Annotated in this window: 15 protein-coding genes and 2 pseudogenes; 10 read left to right on the top strand and 7 right to left on the bottom strand. The window is 72.6% G+C overall.

Annotation, left to right across the window (positions count from 1 at the left end; all coding sequences use genetic code 11):
* Positions 1–51 precede the first annotated feature (51 nt).
* The gene (locus BLW76_RS02015) at positions 52–1611 is read right to left on the bottom strand and encodes a discoidin domain-containing protein (protein ID WP_091304148.1); all 1560 of its coding nucleotides are present in this window, start codon (positions 1609–1611) and stop codon (positions 52–54) included.
* A 169-nt stretch (positions 1612–1780) separates the two neighbouring features.
* On the opposite strand from BLW76_RS02015, the gene BLW76_RS02010 reads away from it, so the two are divergent.
* The 5 genes and pseudogenes from BLW76_RS02010 (at position 1781) to BLW76_RS01990 (ending at position 7124) form a co-directional block, all read left to right on the top strand.
* The gene (locus tag BLW76_RS02010) at positions 1781–2509 is read left to right on the top strand and encodes an SDR family oxidoreductase (RefSeq protein ID WP_091304147.1); all 729 of its coding nucleotides are present in this window, start codon (positions 1781–1783) and stop codon (positions 2507–2509) included.
* Positions 2510–2598: 89 nt separating this feature from the next.
* Entirely contained in the window at positions 2599–3786 is a 1188-nt protein-coding gene (locus BLW76_RS02005) for a cytochrome P450 (protein WP_091304146.1), read from the top strand.
* A gap of 519 nt (positions 3787–4305) precedes the next feature.
* Positions 4306–5474 (top strand): annotated as a pseudogene (gene aspS / locus BLW76_RS50750) (aspartate--tRNA(Asn) ligase).
* An 8-nt stretch (positions 5475–5482) separates the two neighbouring features.
* Positions 5483–6310 carry an SCO6745 family protein gene (locus BLW76_RS01995; protein WP_091304145.1) on the top strand — a complete coding sequence of 276 codons (828 nt, stop codon included), beginning with the start codon at positions 5483–5485 and terminating at the stop codon, positions 6308–6310.
* A 64-nt stretch (positions 6311–6374) separates the two neighbouring features.
* Entirely contained in the window at positions 6375–7124 is a 750-nt protein-coding gene (locus BLW76_RS01990; RefSeq protein WP_091304144.1) for an SDR family NAD(P)-dependent oxidoreductase, read from the top strand.
* Positions 7125–7344: 220 nt separating this feature from the next.
* Here the strand turns inward: BLW76_RS01990 and BLW76_RS01985 are convergent, their stop codons facing one another.
* Entirely contained in the window at positions 7345–7881 is a 537-nt protein-coding gene (locus BLW76_RS01985; protein ID WP_091304143.1) for a CGNR zinc finger domain-containing protein, read from the bottom strand.
* A gap of 98 nt (positions 7882–7979) precedes the next feature.
* On the opposite strand from BLW76_RS01985, the gene BLW76_RS01980 reads away from it, so the two are divergent.
* Positions 7980–8855: an alpha/beta fold hydrolase gene (locus tag BLW76_RS01980; protein WP_091304142.1), complete on the top strand. Its 876-nt coding sequence runs from the start codon at positions 7980–7982 to the stop codon at positions 8853–8855.
* Positions 8856–8946: 91 nt separating this feature from the next.
* Positions 8947–11004, top strand: a complete 2058-nt coding sequence (locus tag BLW76_RS01975; RefSeq protein WP_244170017.1) for a PQQ-dependent sugar dehydrogenase — start codon at positions 8947–8949, stop codon at positions 11002–11004.
* A 389-nt stretch (positions 11005–11393) separates the two neighbouring features.
* Here BLW76_RS01975 and BLW76_RS01970 read toward each other — a convergent pair whose 3' ends face one another.
* Positions 11394–12419, bottom strand: a complete 1026-nt coding sequence (locus tag BLW76_RS01970; protein WP_091304140.1) for a carbohydrate kinase family protein — start codon at positions 12417–12419, stop codon at positions 11394–11396.
* Positions 12420–12536: 117 nt separating this feature from the next.
* Between BLW76_RS01970 and BLW76_RS01965 the strand changes: the two genes are divergently transcribed.
* Complete coding sequence (locus BLW76_RS01965) at positions 12537–13817, top strand: 6-phospho-beta-glucosidase (protein ID WP_091304139.1); 1281 nt, start codon at positions 12537–12539, stop codon at positions 13815–13817.
* On the opposite strand, the gene BLW76_RS01960 is transcribed toward BLW76_RS01965, so the two are convergent.
* Positions 13814–14515, bottom strand: coding sequence for an SDR family NAD(P)-dependent oxidoreductase (locus tag BLW76_RS01960; protein ID WP_244170054.1), 702 nt, complete (start codon positions 14513–14515; stop codon positions 13814–13816). The genes BLW76_RS01965 and BLW76_RS01960 overlap by 4 nt on opposite strands.
* A gap of 190 nt (positions 14516–14705) precedes the next feature.
* On the opposite strand from BLW76_RS01960, the gene BLW76_RS01955 reads away from it, so the two are divergent.
* Both BLW76_RS01955 and kstD read left to right on the top strand, forming a co-directional pair.
* On the top strand, positions 14706–15896 hold the full coding sequence (locus BLW76_RS01955) for a cytochrome P450 (RefSeq protein WP_091304717.1): 1191 nt from the start codon (positions 14706–14708) through the stop codon (positions 15894–15896).
* A gap of 209 nt (positions 15897–16105) precedes the next feature.
* Complete coding sequence (gene kstD, locus BLW76_RS01950) at positions 16106–17830, top strand: 3-oxosteroid 1-dehydrogenase (protein WP_091304137.1); 1725 nt, start codon at positions 16106–16108, stop codon at positions 17828–17830.
* Here the strand turns inward: kstD and BLW76_RS01945 are convergent.
* The 3 genes and pseudogenes from BLW76_RS01945 to BLW76_RS01935 form a co-directional block, all read right to left on the bottom strand.
* Positions 17827–18854, bottom strand: a pseudogene (locus BLW76_RS01945) (LLM class flavin-dependent oxidoreductase). The gene kstD and the pseudogene BLW76_RS01945 overlap by 4 nt on opposite strands.
* 40 nt (positions 18855–18894) lie before the next feature.
* The gene (locus BLW76_RS01940) at positions 18895–20067 is read right to left on the bottom strand and encodes a Glu/Leu/Phe/Val dehydrogenase dimerization domain-containing protein (protein ID WP_091304136.1); all 1173 of its coding nucleotides are present in this window, start codon (positions 20065–20067) and stop codon (positions 18895–18897) included.
* 20 nt (positions 20068–20087) lie between these two features.
* The gene (locus BLW76_RS01935) at positions 20088–20669 is read right to left on the bottom strand and encodes a TetR/AcrR family transcriptional regulator (RefSeq protein ID WP_091304135.1); all 582 of its coding nucleotides are present in this window, start codon (positions 20667–20669) and stop codon (positions 20088–20090) included.
* Positions 20670–20757 lie beyond the last annotated feature (88 nt).

Here is a 20757-nt window from a genome sequence, read left to right as displayed (position 1 = left end):
AGCATGCGGACAACGTCCCCGAGAAGGCAAACCCTGTTGCCGGTCTGGCAACTATGCCGGTCCGTACACCTGCATCTCGTACAGCGAGTAGCCGTACGACGTGCCGCGCGTGACGCCGTTCATCCGGACGTACCGGCCGGTGCCGGTCAGGCCGGTGAGGTCGTCCGTGCCGCCGTTGCCGCTCGTGGTGGTGTAGATCGTCGTCCAGGTCGTGCCGTCGGCGGACGTCTGGATGCTGTAGGCCTTGCCGTACGCGGCTTCCCAGCTCAGCTTGACGTGCGTGACGGACTTCGCCGCGCCGAGGTCGACGCGCAGCCACTCCGCGTTGCTGCCCTCCTTGGACGCCCAGCGCGTGCTCGTCAGGTTGCCGTCGAAGGCCGCGCCCGCCGGGTACGACGACGATTCGAGGGAGGACGCCGTCGCGGGCTTCCCTTGTGAGAGCAGGGCTTCCGAGCCGCCGGTCACGGTGACACTCATCGAGGCCGTCTTCGTGCCGCCGGTGAGGGTGATCGTCGCCGAGCCGGGGGCCGCGGTGGCCGCGGCGGCGACCGTGACGGTCGAGGTCCCGCCGGCCGGCACCGACGCGGGGGAGAAGGACACGGTCACGCCCGCGGGAGCGCCGCTCGCGGAGAGCGTGGCGGCCTCGGCGGAGGTCACGGTGGCCGTCGCCGAAGCGCCCGGCGCGACCGACACCGACGACGGCGTCACGGTGAGGCCCGAGGTGGCGGCCGGGGTGAACGTCCAGCGGGCAGCGGTGCCGGAGCAGCTGCCCGCGGTGAGCGTGGTGCTGGAGGCGCGGAAGCACTTGCTGCTGCTCTGGATGTCGGAGATGGTGCCGTCGGGGTTGATCGACCACTGCTGTGCCGGGCCGCCGGTGCAGGTCTGCAGCACGATCGAGCTGCCGGAGATGCCCGCGCACCTGTCGTTGATCACGAGGAACGCGCCGTGGAAGGTGAACCGCTGCTCGGCGGTTCCGGTGCAGGCGGCCACCTTCAGCGTCGTGCCGCTGCTCGGGGCGGCCAGGCAGGTGCCGGTGGAGTTGTTGCGGTACTGGCCGACCGTGGTGTTCGGCTGCGCGCCGCCGTAGCACTCACCGGTGCTGGTGTCGAAGATCGGCGTCGGGTCGTACGGCTCGTTCGAGGGCGGGTCGACGACGACCGGCTCCATGACCGGGGTGTTGTCGGGGTTGTAGTGCGTGAGCGCGTCTTCGCAGTCGATCGCGTCGAAGGCGCTGCCGCCCTGGCCGCCGAGCCAGAGGTCGATGTGGCGCAGGCCGGGGCCGCCGTTCGGGCCTTCGCTGTTCCAGTCGTCGGAACACTCGTCGCAGCCGTCCTCCATGATGAAGTACTTCTTCACCCGCGGGACCCAGACCTTGGTGCCGGGCTTCAGCTCGTCGCTGCTGGTGGCGAAGGTGATCGGGTCGGTGTAGGTGCCCTTGCCGCCCGCGGTGTCGTGGATCTGCGGGTAGGCGATGTCCCCGCCGGGCGGGGTGTTGTCCCACCAGCCGTAGAAGGTGAGGAAGGTCGGCTGGGTGGTGGCCGCGTCCGCGCTTGCGGCGCCGGCGAGGGCGAGGAACAGGGTTGCGACGAGCACGAGCGCGCGCCGGGTCATGCTGCCTCCGGGGGACTGGGCGGACTCTGACTGCGGCGTGGGTCCAGGTTCGCCGGGGTTCGGCAGTGCGTCAAGAGTTATTCGTAAAGTTTCTTAACTAATGCGGGTTCGTGTCCCGCTTGCCGGGAAAATCCGGTGGGGAAGCGGTTTCCTCGGCGAAGATGGCGACATGAGCGAACAGCGGGAAATCGTGGTCACCGGGGGCGGCACCGGCATCGGGCTGGCGATCGCCGGCCGGTTCGCGGCGGCGGGCGAGCGGGTGACCGTCACCGGGCGGCGCAAGGACGTCCTCGAAGCGGCGGCGGAGCGGATCGGCGCGCGGGCAGTGGCGTTCGACGCGAGCGACCCGGCGGCGGTGCAGGCCGCGCTGGCGGACCTGCCCGCACGGGTGGACGTCCTGGTCAACAACGCCGGCGGCAACACCGACCGGGTCCGCGAGGCGCCCGCGCCCGGCGACCTCAAGGGGCTCGCCGACGCGTGGCAGGCGAACTTCGAGGCCAACGTGCTTTCCGCCGTGCTCGTCACCGCGGCGCTGAAGCCGCGCTTCGCGGACAACGTGCGTGTCGTGACTCTCGGCTCCATCGCGGCGAAGCAGGGCTCCGGCTCGTACGGCGCGGCGAAGGCGGCGATCGAGGCGTGGAACACCGACCTCGCGCGGCAGCTGGGGGCCGCGGGGACGGCCAACGTCGTCGCGCCGGGCGTCGTCCTCGACACGGAGTTCTTCCACGGCACGCTGACCGAAGAATGGCTGGCGGCGCGGCTTTCGGTGGCGCTCAACGGGCGGGCGGGGCGTCCGGAGGAAATCGCGGACACCGTACGGTTCCTGGCGGCGCCGGAAGCCGCGCACCTCACCGGCCAGGTCGTCCACGTGAACGGCGGCGCGTACGGCGCCCGCTAGGCCATCCGGGTCGCAAGTGCGGCGGCCGGCCCACGGTCTTCTCCATGGTGGAAGGGTCAGAGACCACCGGAAGAAAGAGGTGATCCGCCGTGACGGCCGCACCCGCAACCCCGGCCCTCCCGACGACCCGGCCTGCCGGCTGCCCGTTCGACCCGCCCGCGACCTACGCCGCACTGCGGGAAACCGCGCCGACGTCGAAGGTGCGCTGCCCGGCGGGCATGGACGCGTGGCTGGTGACGCGTTACGCCGACGTCCGCGCGGTGCTCGCCGACCGCACGATGAGCTCGCGCGGCGCGTCCTCGGTGCACGCGAACCCCAACGCGGACCTCGACTTCGAGGTCAGCCCGGGGTCGATCATCCAGCTGGACGGTGCCGACCATTCCCGGCTCCGGAAGAAGGTGATCCCGGAGTTCACGGTGCGGCGCGTGGAGGCGCTGCGCGGGTACGTGCGTTCGCTGGTGGACAGCCACCTCGACGCGATGCTCGCCGGGCCGGGGCGGGCGGACCTGGTGCAGGAGTTCGCGTTGCCGATCCCGTCGCTGGTGATCTGCGAGCTGCTCGGCGTGCCGTACGCGGACCGCGCGCACTTCCAGCGCCAGAGCGCGACGCTGGTCAGCACGGACGCGACGAGGGAGGAAGGCGAGCAGGCGTACGACTCGCTGTCGGGCTATCTGGCCGAGTTGTTCGTGGCCAAGCAACGGAATCCGCAGGACGACCTGTTCAGCAGGCTGTCCGTGGCCGGCCTGACGATGGAGGAGCTGGTCGTGCTCGGCCTGAGTCTCCTGGTGGCCGGCCACGAGACGACGGCGAACATGATCGCGTTGAGCACGCTGGTGCTGCTGGAGCACCCGGGGCAGCGCGAGGTGGTGCTGGCGTCGCCGGAGCGGGCGGTGGAGGAACTGCTGAGGTACCTGTCGGTGGTGCAGTGGGGCGTGCTGCGCCAGGCGACATCGGACGTCCAGGTCGGGTCCCACCGGGTCCGCGCGGGCGAGTGGCTGGTGGCGGCGCTGAATTCGGCGAACCGGGACGAGGAGGTGTTCCCGGGAGCGGACAAGCTGGACTTCGACCGCGAGTCGCCCCGCACCCACGTGGCGTTCGGCTTCGGGGCGCACCAGTGCGTGGGGCAGCAGCTGGCACGGGTGGAGCTGCAGGAGGCTTTGACGGGCCTGTTCCGGCGGGTGCCGGAATTGCGGTTGGGGGTGGGGCGGGAGGAGCTGGAGTTCAAGCACAACACGCTCGTGTACGGGGTGCGAGAGCTGCCGGTCGCTTGGGGGTGACGTTTGGCTGGTTAGTGCCTGCTGCGGGGTCGGGGAGGTCGGGGCGCGCCGGGGGCTTGGGGGTGGTCGCTTCCGACCGCATTGCCGAGCCCCCGCCCCGCCCCGCGCGCCCGCGCCGCCTCGCCCCGCGCCGCATCGCCGAGCGCCCCGCTCGCCCCGCGCCGCATCGCCGCGCGCCCGCCCCACGCGCCCCGCCCCGCGCACCCCCGCCGGGGCCGAAAATGCGTGGGCGTCCTCCCCTCCCGCCGGTTACCGTGGTCGGCAATGCGCTGATGGAGACGAGTAGTCCCGGATCGCACGGGTCCAGAGAGCCGCCGGTAGCTGGGAAGGCGGTCCCGTGTCCGGGCGGCGAAGACCCTCCGGAGTGCGGGGAGGAACGGCGCCGCGCGCCCCATGCCCCGCCGGCCGGCCCCCGTCACCGGGCCGTGATGAGGCCGCCCTGCCGGCGGTGAAAGTGCGGTGGCACCGCGATTACCCCCGTCGCCCGCACTCCCGAGGGATCCGTGCTGGGAGGGCGAAATGAGTTCTCGCGTGCTGGCCGTCGACCTGCCTCGGCACGTCGGCGGACGCCTTGTCATGGCGGCGCAAGAGAGATAAAAGCGCCCCAACCCTCCCTGGGGGGCGTCCCGAGTCCAGTCTACCGGCCCCCTCCGACAAGGACGGCAATTCGGCCCGCGCATCCGAAGGTTGTCCACATGTGGGTCACTTTGTGGGCAACCGCGCGCCCGGCGGTGTCGAACTCACCGAGCCCGTCGTGGAAACGCTGGCCGAAGCCGCGAAATCGCCGCTCGACCTGCACCGGCCCGCGCTCGCCGCGTCGCTGCCGACGATCCTCGACCACGCGCCCGTCGCCCTGCGGCACCCCGCGCTGAAGGAGCGCTTCGCCGTGGCCGCCGCCGCGGTGTGCGGGTTTCGGTCCACTTTGGACGCACTCGGCTTCACCGAGGTGCACACGCCGAAGATCGTGGCCGAGGCGACCGAGTCCGGCGCGAACGTCTTCGGCATCGACTACTTCGGCCGGCCCGCCTACCTCGCGCAGTCGCCGCAGTTCTGCAAACAGGCTGGCCCGGTCTTCCGCGCCGAGCCGCACGACACCGCCCGGCACCTCGCGCAGTACACCAGCTTCGACGTCGAACTCGGGTTCGTCGGGGACCACCACGACGTCATGGCCGTCCTGCGAGGTCCTCGCCGGGATGGCGGACCCGGCGCTCGTCACCGTGCCCGCCGAAATCCCGGAGATCCCCTTCGCGGCGGCGCTGGAACTCCTCGGCGCGGACACGCGGGAGCCGGACCTCGCTCCCGCGCACGAGCGGGCGCTTTCGGCGTGGGCGCTGCGGGAGCACGGTTCGGACTTCCTCTTCGTCACCGGCTACCCGATGGCGAAACGGCCCTTCTACACCCACCCGGACCCCGCGCGACCCGGCTACTCGAACAGCTTCGACCTGCTCTTCCGCGGCGTCGAACTGGTCACCGGCGGCCAGCGCCTGCACCGGCACGCCGACTACCTCGCCGTGCTGGGCGAGGCCGCGCCCCGGTACGCCGGCTACCTGCAGGCCTTCGCGCACGGCATGCCGCCCCACGGCGGGTTCGCCCTCGGTCTGGAACGCTGGACAGCGCGGCTGCTCGGCGCCGCCAACGTCCGTGAGGTCACGCTCTTCCCGCGCGACCTGCACCGGCTGACCCCGTGAGGAGTGCCATGACAGCTCGTCGCCTCTGGGCGGCCGTGGAACCGCTGCACGCCGTCGTCTACTTCGCGCCCGAGACGGCCGCCGCGGCGAAGGCGACCGGCCTGCGCGGCTACTGGATGGGGTACTTCGCGGGGCGGCTGGCGCCCCTGGGCCCGATCGGTCCCGGACCGGCGACGGCCGTGCTGTTCGGCTTCGCGCCCGCGATGGTCGCGCGGGCGTTGCCGGACGCCTGGTCCTTCGCCGCGCCCGGCGCCGTCCTCCGGGACCGGATCGAGGCCGTTGCGGCGGCGCTGCGCCGAGTCGCCGTCGACGTCTCGGAACTGAGCTCGCTCCTGTGGCGGGCGGTGGACGCGTGCGCGTTCGACGGCCGTCCGCTCGCGGCCGCGTGGGCGGCCGTGCTGATGCCGGAGGATCCACTGGCGCGGCTGTGGCTGGCGGCGACGATCCTGCGTGAGCACCGCGGCGACGGCCACGTCCTGGCCGCGGTCCACGCCGGGCTGGGCGGCTTGGAGACCACCCTCACCCACGTCGGCGACGGCGTGCTCACGCGGGCGGACATCCAGCCCCACCGCGGCTGGTCGGACGCGGAGTGGGACGCCGCGGCCGGCCGCCTGCGCGACCGCGGCATCCTCGACGCCGACGGCCGCCTGACCGGCGCCGGCCGTGAGCTGCGCCGCCGGCTCGAGGACGACACGGACCGGCTCGCGGCGGCGCCGGTGGCCGCGCTGGGACCGGCGGTCGAGCGGGTGCTGGCGCTGGCCGTGCCGCTGAGCCGGGCGGTCGTCGACAGCGGGCTGGTCACCGTGCCGAACCCGGTGGGTGTTCCGCGGCCTTGAGTGTCGATTCGGGGCGCGCCCGTTCGACGCACCGGTGAACGTACCCGGACATTCGGAGGACTCCATGACGTTGCTCGCCGGCAAGAACGCGATCGTTTACGGCGCCGCGGGGCGGATCGGCACGGCCGTCGCCACCGCCTTCGCCGCGGAAGGGGCGCGGGTGTTCCTCGCCGGCCGCACCCGGGCCCGGCTGGACGAGGTGGCCGACCGCATCCGCGCGGCAGGCGGTCTCGCCGAGACGGCGGAGGTCGACGCCCTCGACGAGCGTTCGGTCGACGAGCACGCCGCGGCCGTGGGCCCGATCGACGTCTCGTTCAACCTCATCGGCCACGGCGACGTCCAGGGCACGCCGCTGGTCGACATGACCCTCGCGGACTACGAGCGCCCGGTGGTGACGGCCGTGCGCACCCAGTTCCTGACCGCCCGCGCGGCGGCCCGGCGGATGATCGCCGACGGGCGCCCGGGCGCGATCCTGTTCTTCGGGGGCGCGGGCGATCCGGTGCGCGAGTTCGCGGTCGGCGGGCTGCAGGTGGCGTTCCACGCGCTGGAGGCGATGCGCCGCCAGCTCGCCGCCGAGCTCGGCCCGCACGGGATCCGCACGGTGACGCTGCGCACGGGCGGCATCCCGGAGACGCTCCCGGCGGACTTCGCGGCCAGGGCGGAGATCGAGCAGAGCATCGCGGGCAAGACGATGCTCGGCCGCGCGGCAACCCTGGCCGACGTGGGCGCGACGGCGGCCTTCGTGGCATCGGACCGAGCGGCCGCAATGACGGCGGCAACGGTCAACATCAGCTGCGGCGCCCTGGTCGACTGACCGCGGCCGCGGGGGTCCGGTCGGTTCCATGCGCCCCAATGTGGCGTTCGGTGCGTTGGACGCACCGAACGCCACATTGGGTGCGTTGAGCGCAACCAACGCCACATTGGGGCGCTTCGGCGGGAGGGCTCGTGGCTGCGGCGGCGCACTTTGGTCCGGGGCGCTTCGGCCGGGCGCGCGTCGGCGGCGCGGCAGGGCGCGCGGCGGTGGCCGCGGAATCTCAGCTGGTCCCTTCGCGCTGCTCCACCACCAGCCGCTGGTGGCGGGCTGCTCGGACTCGGTCGCCGCAGGTTGTCGAGCACCAGCGGCGGCGGGCGTGCTCGCGGATGTAATACCGGATGCAGCCGTGGGCCTCGCACGGCCGGACCAGCGGGCCGAGCTCGCCGCTGACCACCTCGATCGCGTCGCGTGCCAGGGTCGCCACCGCCGCGTCCAGGCTGCCCGGCCGGGTGCTGACCCACTCGCGGACCGGGCCGTCACGCCAGGTCAACGCCAGTGCGGCGCCGTCCGCGCGGGCCGCCGCGTTCACCGTCGACACGGCCGCCGCGTCAGGGGAGCGGAGCAGCTCGCGGATCGCCTCCCGCAGGTCCGTCAGGCGGCTCAGCGCGGCCGTGTCGGGGACCTCCGCCGTCAGCCCGTGCGCACCCAGCCATGCCGCGGCAAGCGCCGGCGTGGCCAGGTCGTCCGCCGCCACGCGCCGGGTGTTGACCAGCGCCAATGCCGGCGAGCGGTCCTCGCCGGGTGCCGTCGTGACCATGTCCGCCTCCCGAAGTCCGTGCCCGCAGTGTCCCCGACCGTTGACAGCCTATGTCATCTCATGGATAAATATAAAGATAACCATGAGAGGAGACCGCCGTGGTCACCGTTCACCACCGCTACGCCACCGTTGCCGGGCACCGGCTGTTCTACCGGGAGGCCGGCCCCGCCGACGCGCCCACGATCGTGCTGCTCCACGGCTTCCCGACGAGCTCGCACATGTTCCGGCACCTCATCCCGGCGCTGGCCGACCGCTACCACGTCGTCGCGCCGGACTACCTCGGCGCCGGCGCGTCCGACGCGCCGTCCGTCAGCGACTTCACCTACACCTTCGACGCGCTCGCCGACCTCACCCTCGGCCTGCTCGACCGGATCGGCCTCGGCCGCTTCGCGCTCTACATCCAGGACTTCGGTGCGCCGGTGGGCCTGCGCATCGCCGCCGCGCACCCGGACCGGGTGACCGCGATCGTCACGCAGAACGGCAACGCCTACGTCGACGGCCTGGGCGCCGGCCTGCCGCAGAAGCTGGCCGCCGGCACGCTGACCGAGGACGACCTGCGCGGCATGGTCACCCTCGACGCGACCAAGGCGCAGTACCTCGACGGCGTGCCCGACCCGACGCTGGTCAGCCCGGACGTCTGGATCCACGACCAGGCACTGCTCGACCGGCCGGGCGCGGCGGCGATCCAGCAGGCGCTGCTCGCGGACTACCACCACAACATCGGCCTGTACCCGAAGTTCCACGAATACTTCCGCACGAGCCGGGTGCCGCTGCTCGCCGTCTGGGGCGGAAACGATGAAATTTTCATCGCCGACGGCGCCCGCGCCTACGCCCGCGACCTGCCCGACGCCGAAATCCACCTGCTCGATTCCGGCCATTTCGCGCTGGAAACGCACCTCGACGCCATCGCCGGGTACATCCGCGGTTTCCTTGGGCGGCTGAACACGCTTTCCGTCGAACGGGACGGGAGTTGACCACCCGGACGGTCACCTCGTAAGGTTTTTTCGAGGTCGCCTGGCGCGATCCCGGAGCGCTCCGCCGTCACTCACCGACACGGAGGACGGAATGAGCAGACGGATTCGAGTGGGGGCGATCGCGCTTGCGCTCGTCGCCGGGATGACGATCACCGGGCCGGCGGACGCCGCCGACCCGTTGCTGTCGCGGGGAAAGCCCGTCACGGTGTCGTCGTCGGGCGGGTGCTGCCCGGCGGCGAACGCGGTCGACGGCAACTCGGGCACCCGCTGGGCCAGCGTGGCCGGCGTCGATCCACAGTGGATCTACGTCGACCTCGGCGCGGCGATGCACATCAGCCGCGTCCGGCTGCAGTGGGACGCTTCCTGCGCCACCGCCTACGAAATCGCCACGTCCACCGACCGTGTCACGTGGACGAAGATCTACGCGACGACCGCGGGCAAGGGCGGCGTCGAGGACCTGACCGCACTGGACGGCACCGGCCGCTACGTCCGGGTGTACGGCACGAAACGGTGCCGCACCGACGCGTCGAGGGGCTATTCGCTGCAGGAGTTCGGCGTCTACGGCGCGGCCGGGGACGTCCAGCCGCCGTCGCCGCCCGGCACGCCGACGCTCGTGGGCGTCACCTCGAGCAGCGCGACGATCTCGTGGACCGCGGCGACCGACGACGTCGGCGTCACCGGCTACGACGTCTACCGCGACGGCCAGCTCTGCGCGAGCACGACCGGCGCGTTGACGGCGACCTGCGGCAACCTCGGCCCGAACTGGACCTACGGCTTCTACGTCAACGCGCGGGACGCGGCGGGCAACGTGTCGCAGGCCAGCGGCACGCTGGCCGTCAAGACGCCGCCGTCGGACGACCACACGCCGCCGTCCGCGCCGGCGAACCTGCGCACCACCGCGGTGAACAGCACGTCGATCGGTCTCGTGTGGACGGCGTCGACCGACGACACCGGCGTCACCGGCTACCGCATCTACCACGCGGGCACCCAGATCGGGACGTCGGACACGACGAGCACCACCCTCGGCGGCCTGACCCCGAACACGGCGTACCACCTGCAGGTGCGGGCCGTCGACCGCAACGGCAACCTCAGCGAGCCGAGCACGCCGGTCCTGGACGTCACCACCCGCGCCGGGTCGGACTGCACGCCGGCGCAGGGCGTCTGCGGCGCGACGGAGATCGCCACCGACGACGACGTCGTGTGGGGCCTGGTGACGCTGCCGGACGGCACGATCCTCTACAACCAGCGCGACGCGCACGACATCGTCCACCTGAACCCGGCGACCGGGGCGAAGAAGACGATCGGCACCGTGCCCGGCGTGCAGAACACCGACGGCGAAGGCGGCCTGCTGGGCCTGGAGATCAACCCGGTGTCGTTCGCCACGGACCACTGGCTGTACCTCTTCCACACCTCGGCCACGGACAACCGGATCGTGCGGATCCAGTACGACCCGGCCGCCGGCGCGCTGCTCACGAACACCGAGCAGGTGCTGCTGACGGGCATCGCGCGCAACAAGTACCACAACGGCGGCCGGCTGCGGTTCAGCCCGGACGGCCGGTACCTGTTCGCGGGCACCGGCGACGCGCAGAACACCAGCACCGCGCCGAACACCAGCAGCCTCAACGGGAAGGTGCTGCGGATCAACCCGGACGGCTCGATCCCGTCGGACAACCCGTTCCGGAATGCGGTGTGGAGCTACGGGCACCGCAACATCCAGGGCCTGGCGTTCGACGCCCAGGGCAGGCTGTGGGAGCAGGAGTTCGGCAACAACGTCATGGACGAGACGAACCTGATCGTGAAGGGCGGCAACTACGGCTGGCCGTCGTGCGAGGGGACGTCGGGATCGTGCGACGGGTTCGTCGCGCCGAAGCAGACGTACCCGGTGGCGCAGGCATCGTGCAGCGGAATCGCGATCGTCCGCGACGCGCTGTACGTGGCCTGCGAGCGCGGGGCGCGGCTGTACCGGACCGTGATCAGCGGGGACACGCTGACGAACGTCCAGTCGTTCTTCACCGGGACGTACGGCCGGTTGCGCACGGTCGAGCCGGCCCCGGACAGCGGGCTGTGGCTGGCGACCAGTGTGGACGGTGACAAGGACGGCGTGCCGCACAACAGCCACAACCGGCTTTTGCGGGTCTCGGTCGGGTGAACGTCCCGCCTGCGAGCGCCGGGAATTGTCGGTGGTCGCCGGTAGAGTGGAATTCGGGGGGCGCCCCCGCGGCCGCCGCCCGAAGACGCTGACTCGCGCAGACCGGGTGGGCGGGGCCGGAGCCTGCCCCGCCCACCCGGTAGCCCGGAGCGTGGCCCGGCCTCGCTCGGCCCGGGCTGGAGCGCGGCTCGGCCTGGAGCGTGGCCCGGCCAGGGCCAGGAGTCCAGCCCGGAGCGTGGCCCGGCCTCGCTCGGCCCGGGCTGGAGCGCGGCTCGGCACGGAGCGGCCAGGGCCAGGAGTCCAGCCCGGAGCGTGGCCCGGCCTCGCCCGGCTCAACCCGGGAGCCCGGCCCAACCCGGCACGGCGTCCGGCCTGGCCCCGGTCTCCGGTCAGCGCCAGCTGTCGTCGCCGAAGCCGAGGGTCACCGGGCCGCGGCGGATGCCCGCCACCGTCTCCGCCGGCAGCACCTCGTCCAGGAACGCGTACTCCGGGCTGCGGGTCCGCGCGTGCCACTGGGCGATCTCGTGCCAGCCCGGGGCCGCCAGCGCGCCGCCGAAGTGCTGGACCGACAGGCTCGCCGTCAGGCACGCGAACCGCAGCCGCTCCACCAGGGGCCAGCCCGTCAGCGTCGCGGCCACGAAACCCGCGCCGAACACGTCGCCCGCGCCCGTGGCGTCCAGCACCTCCACCGGGAGGGCCGGGACCGCCGCCGTCTCGCCGGTCGTCTCGTCCACCGCCAGCACGCCGTCGCCGCCGCGGGTGATCACCGCGATCGGGACCAGCTCCGCGAGCGTGGCCAGCGCCGCCTCCGGCGTGTCCGTGCGGGTGTAGCGCATCGCCTCGATCTCGTTCGGCAGGAACGCGTGGCAGCACGCCAGCTGCTCCAGCAGCGCGGGCGACCAGGCCTCTGACGGGTCCCAGCCGACGTCGGCGAACACGAGGCTGCCCGCCTGGTGCGCCGTGTGCACCCACTCGGCCGTGTCGAGGCCGATGTGGGCCACCGTCGCGCGGCTCGGCGGCGGGGAGCCGGCCAGCTCCGCGACCGGGACGGGCGGCGGGTGGCCGTGGGTGACCATCGCGCGGTCGCCGGCGTAGGCCAGCGAGACCGTCACCGGCGAGTGCCACTCCGGGAACCGCCGCGACCGCGACAGGTCGATGTGCTCCTGCCTGCCCAGCACGTCCCAGCAGTAGCGCCCGTAGACGTCGGTGCCGAACGCCGCAGCCAGCGACGTCCGCAGGCCCAGGCGGCTCAGCGCGACCGCGAAGTTCGCGATCCCGCCCGGTCCCGAGCCCATGCCGCCCGTCCACACCTCCGTGCCCGGGGCCGGCGGGTGCTCGAGCCCGGTGAACACCAGGTCGAAGAACAACAGGCCGGACAGGAAGACATCGATGTCGGGTGCGGGCTCAGCCGGCACGGGCGCCTCCAGGGGATCACGCAACGGTGGCCCGAGCCTGCGTCAGCGGCGCGAGATTCGCAAGCGCTGCGCCCTTTCGGCCACGGATTGCGTGAATCCGGCTGCTAGGGTCGCCGGATGAGGCTGGCGATCCTCGGCGGCGGCGGGTTCCGCGTGCCGCTGGTGCACGGCGCGCTGCTCGACGGCGGCGGGGTCACCGAGCTCGTCCTGCACGACGTCGACGCCGGGCGCCTCGCGGCGGTCGAACGGGTACTGGCCGAGCAGGCCGCCGGGGTCGCGGCCGCGCCGCGCGTGCGCACCACCACCGACCTGCGGGCCGCACTGTCCGATGTGGATTTCGTGTTCTCGGCCATCCGCGTCGGCGGGCTGCGCGGACGGCGGCTCGACGAGCAGATCGCGCACGCGGAAGGCGTGCTGGGCCAGGAAACGGCCGGCGCGGGCGGGATCGCCTACGGGCTGCGGACGGTCCCGGTCGCCGTCGCCCTCGCGCGGCTGGTCGGCGAGCTGGCGCCGCGCGCGTGGGTCATCAACTTCACCAACCCGGCGGGGCTGGTCACCGAGGCGATGGCCGCGCACCTCGGCGGCCGGGTGATCGGCATCTGCGACTCGCCGGCCGGGCTGTGCCGCCGCGTCGCCCGGGCCCTCGGGATCGACGCGAAGACGGCGAAGTTCGACTACGCGGGCCTGAACCACCTCGGCTGGCTGCGCTCGGTCCGCGTCGGCGGCGAGGACGTCCTGCCGCGGCTGCTCGCCGACACCGCCGCGTGCGAGTCGTTCGAAGAGGGGAAGCTCTTCGGCGCGGACTGGCTGCGCACGCTCGGCGCCGTTCCGAACGAATACCTGCACTACTACTACTTCGCCCGCGAAGCCGCCGGAGCGGAGTCGCGCGGAGCGTTCCTGCTGGAGCAGCAACGCGATTTCTACGCTTCACCCTCACTGGCGTCGTGGGAACGCACGCGCCTGGAGCGCGAAGCGACGTACATGGCCGAATCGCGCGAAGGTGAGCGAGACGATCTCGAGGGTGGCGGCTACGAGAAGGTCGCGCTGGCCCTGATGCGGGCCCTCGCGCACGGCGAGCGCACGACGCTGATCCTCAACGTCCGCAACGGCTCCGCGCTCCCGGGCGTGCCCGGGGACGCGGTCGTCGAGGTGCCGTGCGAGGTCGGCACCGGCGGCGCCCGCCCGCTCGCCACCGCGCCGCTGGCGGACCACGCGCTCGGCCTGGTGACGACGGTCAAGGCCGTCGAGCGGGCGGTGCTCGAAGCGGCGACGACGGGTTCGCGGGCGGCGGCGCTGCGGGCGTTCGCGCTGCACCCGCTGGTCGGCTCGGTGCCGGTCGCCCGGCGGCTGCTCGACGCCTACGTCGCCGCGCACCCGGAACTCGCCTACCTCGGCTAGACCGCCGCCATCGCGTTGAACTCGGCTTCGGCTTCCCGCTCGGTGTAGAGCGTCCACGCCCGGTCGGCGATGTCGTCCGGGTCGAGCGTGCCCACCTCGAAGCCGTGGTCCTGCGCGGTGAACACGCGGTGGATGTCGCCGCGCTCGATGAGGCCGCCGATGGTCAGGAGCCCGGCGTGGACGCCGGTGCCCTGCAGGGCCGCGTGCAGCGTGAGGACGTACATCCGCAGCGCCGCCGACGCCGGGGCCAGGCTGCCGAGCATCGGCATCGGGTACTTGCCGCTCAGGCCGCCGGCGAACAGCAGCGAACCCGAGCCGCGCGCCAGCATGCCGGGCAGCACGGCTTCGACCAGCTGCGCCGCCGGGGCGACGATCGAGTCGAACGTCGCGCGCAGGGTGCCGGCGCCGGCTTCGGTGAGGGGCGTGATCCCGCCACCGCCGGTGGCGTCGGCCGGCCCGAAGTACACCGTGTCGAGCTCTCCGGCGTCGGCGGTGATGCGGACGAGCACGTCGCGGAGCCGGGATTCGTCGGTGACATCGGCCGTGTAGGTGAGGGCGCGGACCCCGGACAGCGACGCACGGTAGTCCGCGTGCCGGGCGTCGCTGCGGGAAACCAGCGCCGTCGTGAAGCCTTCGCGGCCGAACCGGCGGGCGACCGACAGGCCGAGCCCGGGGCCGACGCCCAGGACGGCGAGCACTTTCGGCAAGGGATCCTCCTTAATTTGAGTATGTCCTCAACTTAGCCACAAGATGAGGGTGTCGTCAACTTGGGATCTGGTGTCTACAATGGACGTCGTGCGGCCGTCCGGGCGGTTTCCGGCGTCCGGACGGGTTTTCCGGGGTCCGCCGCCTTCCGCGACGGCGGGAGCGACGCTCATCATCGGCGGCATGACCGCTGTGTATCCCGCCGAGAAGGACCATCCCGCCGTCCCGATGGGGGAGGTCTACGCCGGGCACCCGCCGGTGTCCCGGATCGCGTTCCCCAGCGGGCACGAGGGCTGGCTGGTGACGCGCTACGAAGACGTCCGGACGGTGTTTTCCGACCCGCGGTTCAGCCGCAACCTGCTGTACCCGGGCGCGCCGTGCCTCATCGAGCCGGGTGATTTCTCGACCGGCGAGCACAGCATCCTCAACATGGACCCGCCCGACCACACCCGCCTGCGGCGGCTGTCGGCGCAGGCGTTCACGGTCCGCCGGATCGCCGCGTTCCGGCCCCGGATCGAGCAGATCGCCGACGAGCTCCTGACGGCGATGATCGCCCACGGCCCGCCGGCGGACCTGGCCGAGGAGTTCGCCTTCCCGCTGCCGACGCTCGTGATGTGCGAGCTGCTCGGCGTCCCGTTCTCCGGGCGCGAGCGGTTCCGCCGGTGGTCCCGCGTGATCGTGACCCCGATGCAGCACGCCCCGGCCGACGTCGAGCAGGCCCGCCGCGACGGCGCGGAGGACATGGGAGCGCTGGTGGCGGAGAAGCGGGCCCGCCCGGCGGACGACTTCCTGAGCGCACTGGTGCACGCCAGGGACGAGGACGGCGACCGCCTCACCGAGCCGGAGCTGATCGACCTCGCCACGCAACTGCTGCTGGCGGGCCACGAGACGACGGTGAGCCTGATCGGCTGCGGAGTGGTCCTGCTGTGCCGGCACCCGGAGCAGCTGGCGGCGTTGCGCGCGGACGCCTCGCTGACGCCGGGCGCGATCGAGGAGATCATGCGCTTCGACGGCCCGGTCGACTCGTCGTTGCTGCGGGTGGCGCTGGAGGACGTGACGCTGAGCGGGGTCCTGGTCCGCCGTGGCGAGGCGGTACTGGCCCACGTCGGAGCGGCGAACCGCGACGAGAACGCGTTCCCGTCGGCGGCCGAGTTCGACATCCGCCGCAAGGACGCGCAGCAGCTGGGCTTCGGGTACGGAATCCACTTCTGCCTGGGTGCGGCCCTGGCGCGACTGGAGGGCGAGATAGCGCTACGGGCCCTGGTGGAGCGGCTGCCGGGGCTGGCGTTGGCGGTACCGGCGGAGGAGATCGCCTGGCGGCCGCCGCTGTCGGTGCGGGGGCCGGAGGAGGTGCCGGTGACCTGGTCGGCCTGAAGGGGCCGACGGCGGTCAGGCGGGTTGCGGCCGGGCCGGTCGCGGTCGGCGGCGCTGCCGGGTCGAGCCTGCGCCGAATGCCGGTTCCCCTTGGCGCCACCGGCCGAGCGATCCCGGCCGTCACTGCTCCAGTCGGGTAGAACCTGTTCCAGTTCCGTTGCTCGGGCGTAGACCATGTCCCTCGCCGTTTCCGCGAGCGAGGAGTCGCCATGGATGCCGACCTGACCCGCCGTCAGCTCCTCCGCGGCAGCGCCGCCGGGGTGGGCCTCGCCGTCACCGCCGGGCTTGCGTCCCCGGCGGCCGCGGCGCCGCTCGGCGAGTACGACGTTGTCGTCGTCGGGTCCGGGGCCGCCGGCATGACCGCCGCGCTCACCGCGGCCAAGCGCGGGCTGAGCGTCGTCGTCCTCGAAAAGGCGCCCACCTTCGGTGGTTCCGCCGCGCGGTCCGGGGCCGGGATCTGGATCCCCAACAACCAGGTGCTGCTCGCCGCCGGCGTGCCCGACACGCCCGCCAAGGCCGCGCAGTACCTCGCCGCCGTCGTCGGGCCGGATGTCCCGGCCGCGCGGCAGGATGCCTTCCTGCGCCACGGCCCGGCCATGCTCTCCTTCGTCATGGCCAACAGCCCGCTGCGGTTCCGCTTCATGGACGGCTACTCCGACTACTACCCGGAGCTCCCCGGCGGGCTGCCGGGCGGCCGGTCGATCGAGCCGGACGTGCTCGACGGCCGCCTGCTGGGCGCCGAACTGGCCAACCTGAACCCGCCCTACCTCGCCACGCCGGCCGGGCTCGTCGTCTTCAGCGCCGACTACAAGTGGCTGAACCTCGCACTGGTGAACGCCAAGGGCGCCGCCGTCGCCGCGGAGTGTCTCGCCCGCGGCACCGCGGCCGCGCTGGCCGGGCAGAAGCCGCTCACCATGGGGCAGTCGCTCGCCGCCGGGCTGCGCGTCGGCCTGCTCCGGGCGAACGTCCCGGTGCTGCTGAACACCCCGCTCGTCGACCTGAACGTCGAAGACGGCGCGGTCACCGGTGTCCTGACACCGACCGGGCTGGTGCGGGCGCGGCGCGGCGTGATCGTCGGCTCCGGCGGGTTCGAGCACAACGCCGCCATGCGCGCGCAGTACCAGCGGCAGCCGATCGGCACCGACTGGACCGTCGGCGCGAAGGAGAACACCGGCGACGGCCACCGCGCCGGGCAGCGGGCCGGCGCCGCCCTCGACCTGATGGACGACGCCTGGTGGGGCCCGGCCATCCCGACCCCCGGCGACCCGTACTTCTGCCTGGCCGAACGGACCCTGCCCGGCGGGCTGATCGTGAACCAGGCCGGGCAGCGGTTCGTCAACGAAGCCGCGCCCTACAGCGACGTCGTGCACACCATGTACGACAAGAACCCGACGGCCCCCGACATCCCGGCGTGGCTGATCGTCGACCAGAACTACCGCAACCGGTACCTGTTCCGCGACATCGCGCCGCTGCTGCCGTTCCCGGACGCCTGGTACGCCGCCGGCGCGGTGTTCAAGGCGTCGACGCTGCCGGACCTCGCCACGCGGATCGGCGTCCCGGCGGCCGCCTTGAAGTCCACTGTGGACCGATTCAACGGCTTCGCGCGGTCCGGTGTGGACACCGAGTTCCGGCGCGGCGCGAGTGCGTACGACCACTACTACACGGACCCGGCGGTGACGCCCAACTCGTGCCTGGCCCCGCTGGCGAGCGCACCGTACTACGCGCTGCGGCTCGTCCCCGGCGACCTCGGCACGAAGGGCGGCATGCGCACCGACGCCCGGGCGCGGGTGCTCCGCCCGGACGGCTCCGTGATCCGCGGCCTGTACGCGGCAGGCAACGCGAGCGCGGCGGTGATGGGCCACAGCTACGCCGGCGCCGGGTCGACCATCGGCCCGGCGATGACGTTCGGCTACATCGCCGCGAACGACGTCTAGAACTCCTTTTCCACCAACGGAAGCACCTCGGTGCCGAGGAGTTCGATCGCGCGCATGACCTCGGCGTGCGGCACGCCGGACCAGTCCATCTGCATCGCGTACCGGTCCGCGCCGGTGAGCTTGCCGACGGTGATCAGGCGTTCGGCGATCTCCTGGGGGCTGCCGACGAACAGCGCGTTCGCGTCGCGGGTGTATTCGTCGTACTCGGCGCGCGTCGGGACCGCCCAGCCGCGGGCGCGGGCGCCGTACTTCATCGTCTCGAGCCAGTACGGGTAGAAGGTTTCCTTGGCGTCCTGGGACTTCTCGGCGACGAAGCCGATCGCGCCCATGGTGACGTGCAGGTCGGCCGGGTCCTGTTCCCCGGCCTCGCCGGCCTGCCGGTAGAGGTCGACCAGCGGCGCGAAGCGCTCGGGCTGCCCGCCGATCACCGCGTAGACCACCGGCAGGCCGAGCAGGCCGGCGCGGATCGACGACTCGGGGTTGCCGCCGGTGCCGACCGAGATGCGCAGGCGCCTGCCGTACGGCCGCGGCAGGATCCGCGCGTTCTCCAGCGGCGGGCGGAACTTGCCCGACCAGGTCAGCGGGTCTTCGCGGTCGATGCGCAGGAGCAGGGCGAGCTTCTCCTCGAAGAGCTCGTCGTAGTCGCCGAGGTCGTTGCCGAACAGCGGGAACGACTCGGTGAACGACCCGCGCCCGGCGAGCAGCTCGGCGCGGCCGTGGCTGAGCTGGTCGAGCGTGGTGAACTGCTGGTAGACGCGGACCGGGTCCTCGGTGCTCAGCACGGTGACGGCGGAGCTGAGGGTGATCTGGTTCGTCACGCTCGCGGCGGCGGCCAGGACGGTGCCCGGGTTGGAGATCGCGTACTGGTCGAGGTGGTGCTCGCCGAGGCCGTAGAAGCCGAGGCCCAGCTCGTCGGCCAGCTTGATCCGCTCGAGCGTGTCGGCCAGCGTCTGCGCCACGTGGGCTGTGCGCCGGTGTGCGGGTCCGGCGCGCGGTCGCCGAAGCTGTAGATGCCGAGTTTCATACAACGCTCAACTATCTGGGCGCCGGATTCGTTCCCCTCTTCACCCGAAGCGGGCCTGGATGGCTTCGAGGTTCTTCTCCGACAGCTGCAGCGCGGCGGCGCGCAGGCTCAGCCCGTCCAGGGTGGCGACCTCGAACATGCTGGTCACCAGGGCGCGCATCCGGGCGCGGACCTTGCCGAAGGCCTCCTCGGCGTCCGCGCCGACGTCGCCGAACAGCGTCCACCACCACCACGAGTTGGTCGCCGAGTTGGCGACGAAGTCCGGGATCACGCGGATGCCGCGGGCGTCGAGGAGTTCTTCGGCGTCCGGGGTGACCGGCAGGTTCGCGGCCTCGACGATCAGCTGGGCGCCGATCTTGGCCTGGTTGTCGGCGTCGACGCAGTAGGAGATCGCGGCCGGGACGAGGACTTCGCACGGCACGTCCAGCCACGCTTCCGGCGGGAGGAGCTCGTCGCCGGGCTTGAGGTTGTCGCGGTCGATGCCGCCGAAGCGGTCGCGGTGCCGGAGCAGGTTTTCGACGTCGAGCCCGTCCGGGTTCGCGACGACCCCGCGGACGTCCGAGACGCCGACGACGCGCAACCCGGCGTCGGCGAGGAAGCGCGCGGTGGCGCCGCCCATCGCGCCGAAGCCCTGGAGCACGACCCGGTTCGGCTGGTTCTCCAGGCCGAGCATTTCGAGCCCGGTGAGCGTGGCCTGCGCGACGCCGAGGCCGCCGACCAGCTCGTCGAGCCCGAGGCCGCCGACCTCCATCCGGAGCGCGTCCGCCAGCCGGGCCGTGGCCTCTTCGCGGTCTTCGAGCAGCGGGTAGATGGCCTGGACGGGGCTGAGCAGGCCGATTTCGGCGATGACGCCGTCGATGACGTCCTGCCGCAGGCCCAGGTCCTCGCCCATGGTCCAGTACTGCTCGATCAGCGGCCGCATGGCGTGCAGGTAGCGGGCGACGACGTCGCGGGCGCGCTCGTCGTAGGGGTCGAAGTCGATGCCGCCCTTGGCACCGCCGAGCGGGATGTAGCGGCCGTCGGGGTCGTAGTTGAGGCCTTCCTTGAGCGTCATGCCGCGGGCCAGGCCGCGGACCTCGAACAGCGAGCAGCCGCGGCGCATGCGCAGGCCCCCGCTGGCCACGCCGCGCACGAGCCGGTCGATCACCAGGTACCCGCGGCACCCGGTGACGGGATCGGTCCACGCCACCTCGAGCAAGGCTGTTTCGGTCATCGCCCCTCCTGATCCCCCGGTCAACATCCGAGCTCGTACGCCATCGCCTGCTCGACCCACCGCGCGCAGTCCCCGGTGGTGACGGTGCCCTGCCGCGCGACGACCTGGACGGCGAGCCCGTCGAGCAGGGCGGTCAGCCGCCAGGCGGCGCCGTGCGGATCGGGGCACCGGAAGGTCCCGGCCCCGACACCCTCCGCGATCAGCGCGACAACGGCGTCCCGCCACCGCAGGTCGAGGCGTTGCAGCACGGCCCGCAGGGCGGAGTCGCGCATGGCCGCGGCGCCGGCTTCGATCCAGAGCTGCCAGTTGTCGTGCTTGCTGGGCCCGTACAGGCCGAGGACGGCGCGAAGTCGTTTGTCGGCGGGCCCGCTTTTGCCGAGCGCGTCGTTCAGCTTGGCCAGTTCGTGTTCGGCGGCCTGCCGGAAGGCTTCGATGACGAGCGTTTCGAGGGTCCCGAAGTGGTAGAAGATCAGCGCGGTGCTGACATCGAGTGAGTGGGCGACATCGGCGGCCCGCACGCCGGCGATGCCCCGGAGGCGGATCTGGGCGAGAGCGGCCCGCACGATTTCCTCGCGCCGCATGGCAACCGCCTTCCGCATCATGCGGTCACCGTACCGAGGGTCCGGGGTTGGCGGGAGGCGCCGAATGTGGGTTCCTCGGCCTGTGCGGACAGTCAGGACCGCAGGTCGC

Origin of the sequence: Amycolatopsis tolypomycina (genome assembly GCF_900105945.1) — a bacterium.
GTDB lineage: Bacteria > Actinomycetota > Actinomycetes > Mycobacteriales > Pseudonocardiaceae > Amycolatopsis > Amycolatopsis tolypomycina.
This window is presented reverse-complemented; position numbering and strand designations above follow the sequence as displayed.

Excerpts from the sequence above, each read along its gene's own strand:
- BLW76_RS01935 (WP_091304135.1), bottom strand. The coding sequence starts at position 20,669 with ATGATGCGGAAGGCGGTTGCCATGCGGCGCGAGGAAATCGTGCGGGCC.
- kstD (WP_091304137.1), top strand. The coding sequence starts at position 16,106 with ATGGATGCCGACCTGACCCGCCGTCAGCTCCTCCGCGGCAGCGCCGCC.
- BLW76_RS01940 (WP_091304136.1), bottom strand. The coding sequence starts at position 20,067 with ATGACCGAAACAGCCTTGCTCGAGGTGGCGTGGACCGATCCCGTCACC.
- BLW76_RS01955 (WP_091304717.1), top strand. The coding sequence starts at position 14,706 with ATGACCGCTGTGTATCCCGCCGAGAAGGACCATCCCGCCGTCCCGATG.
- BLW76_RS01975 (WP_244170017.1), top strand. The coding sequence starts at position 8,947 with ATGAGCAGACGGATTCGAGTGGGGGCGATCGCGCTTGCGCTCGTCGCC.
- BLW76_RS01990 (WP_091304144.1), top strand. The coding sequence starts at position 6,375 with ATGACGTTGCTCGCCGGCAAGAACGCGATCGTTTACGGCGCCGCGGGG.
- BLW76_RS02015 (WP_091304148.1), bottom strand. The coding sequence starts at position 1,611 with ATGACCCGGCGCGCGCTCGTGCTCGTCGCAACCCTGTTCCTCGCCCTC.
- BLW76_RS01965 (WP_091304139.1), top strand. The coding sequence starts at position 12,537 with ATGAGGCTGGCGATCCTCGGCGGCGGCGGGTTCCGCGTGCCGCTGGTG.
- BLW76_RS02010 (WP_091304147.1), top strand. The coding sequence starts at position 1,781 with ATGAGCGAACAGCGGGAAATCGTGGTCACCGGGGGCGGCACCGGCATC.
- BLW76_RS01985 (WP_091304143.1), bottom strand. The coding sequence starts at position 7,881 with ATGGTCACGACGGCACCCGGCGAGGACCGCTCGCCGGCATTGGCGCTG.
- BLW76_RS01995 (WP_091304145.1), top strand. The coding sequence starts at position 5,483 with ATGACAGCTCGTCGCCTCTGGGCGGCCGTGGAACCGCTGCACGCCGTC.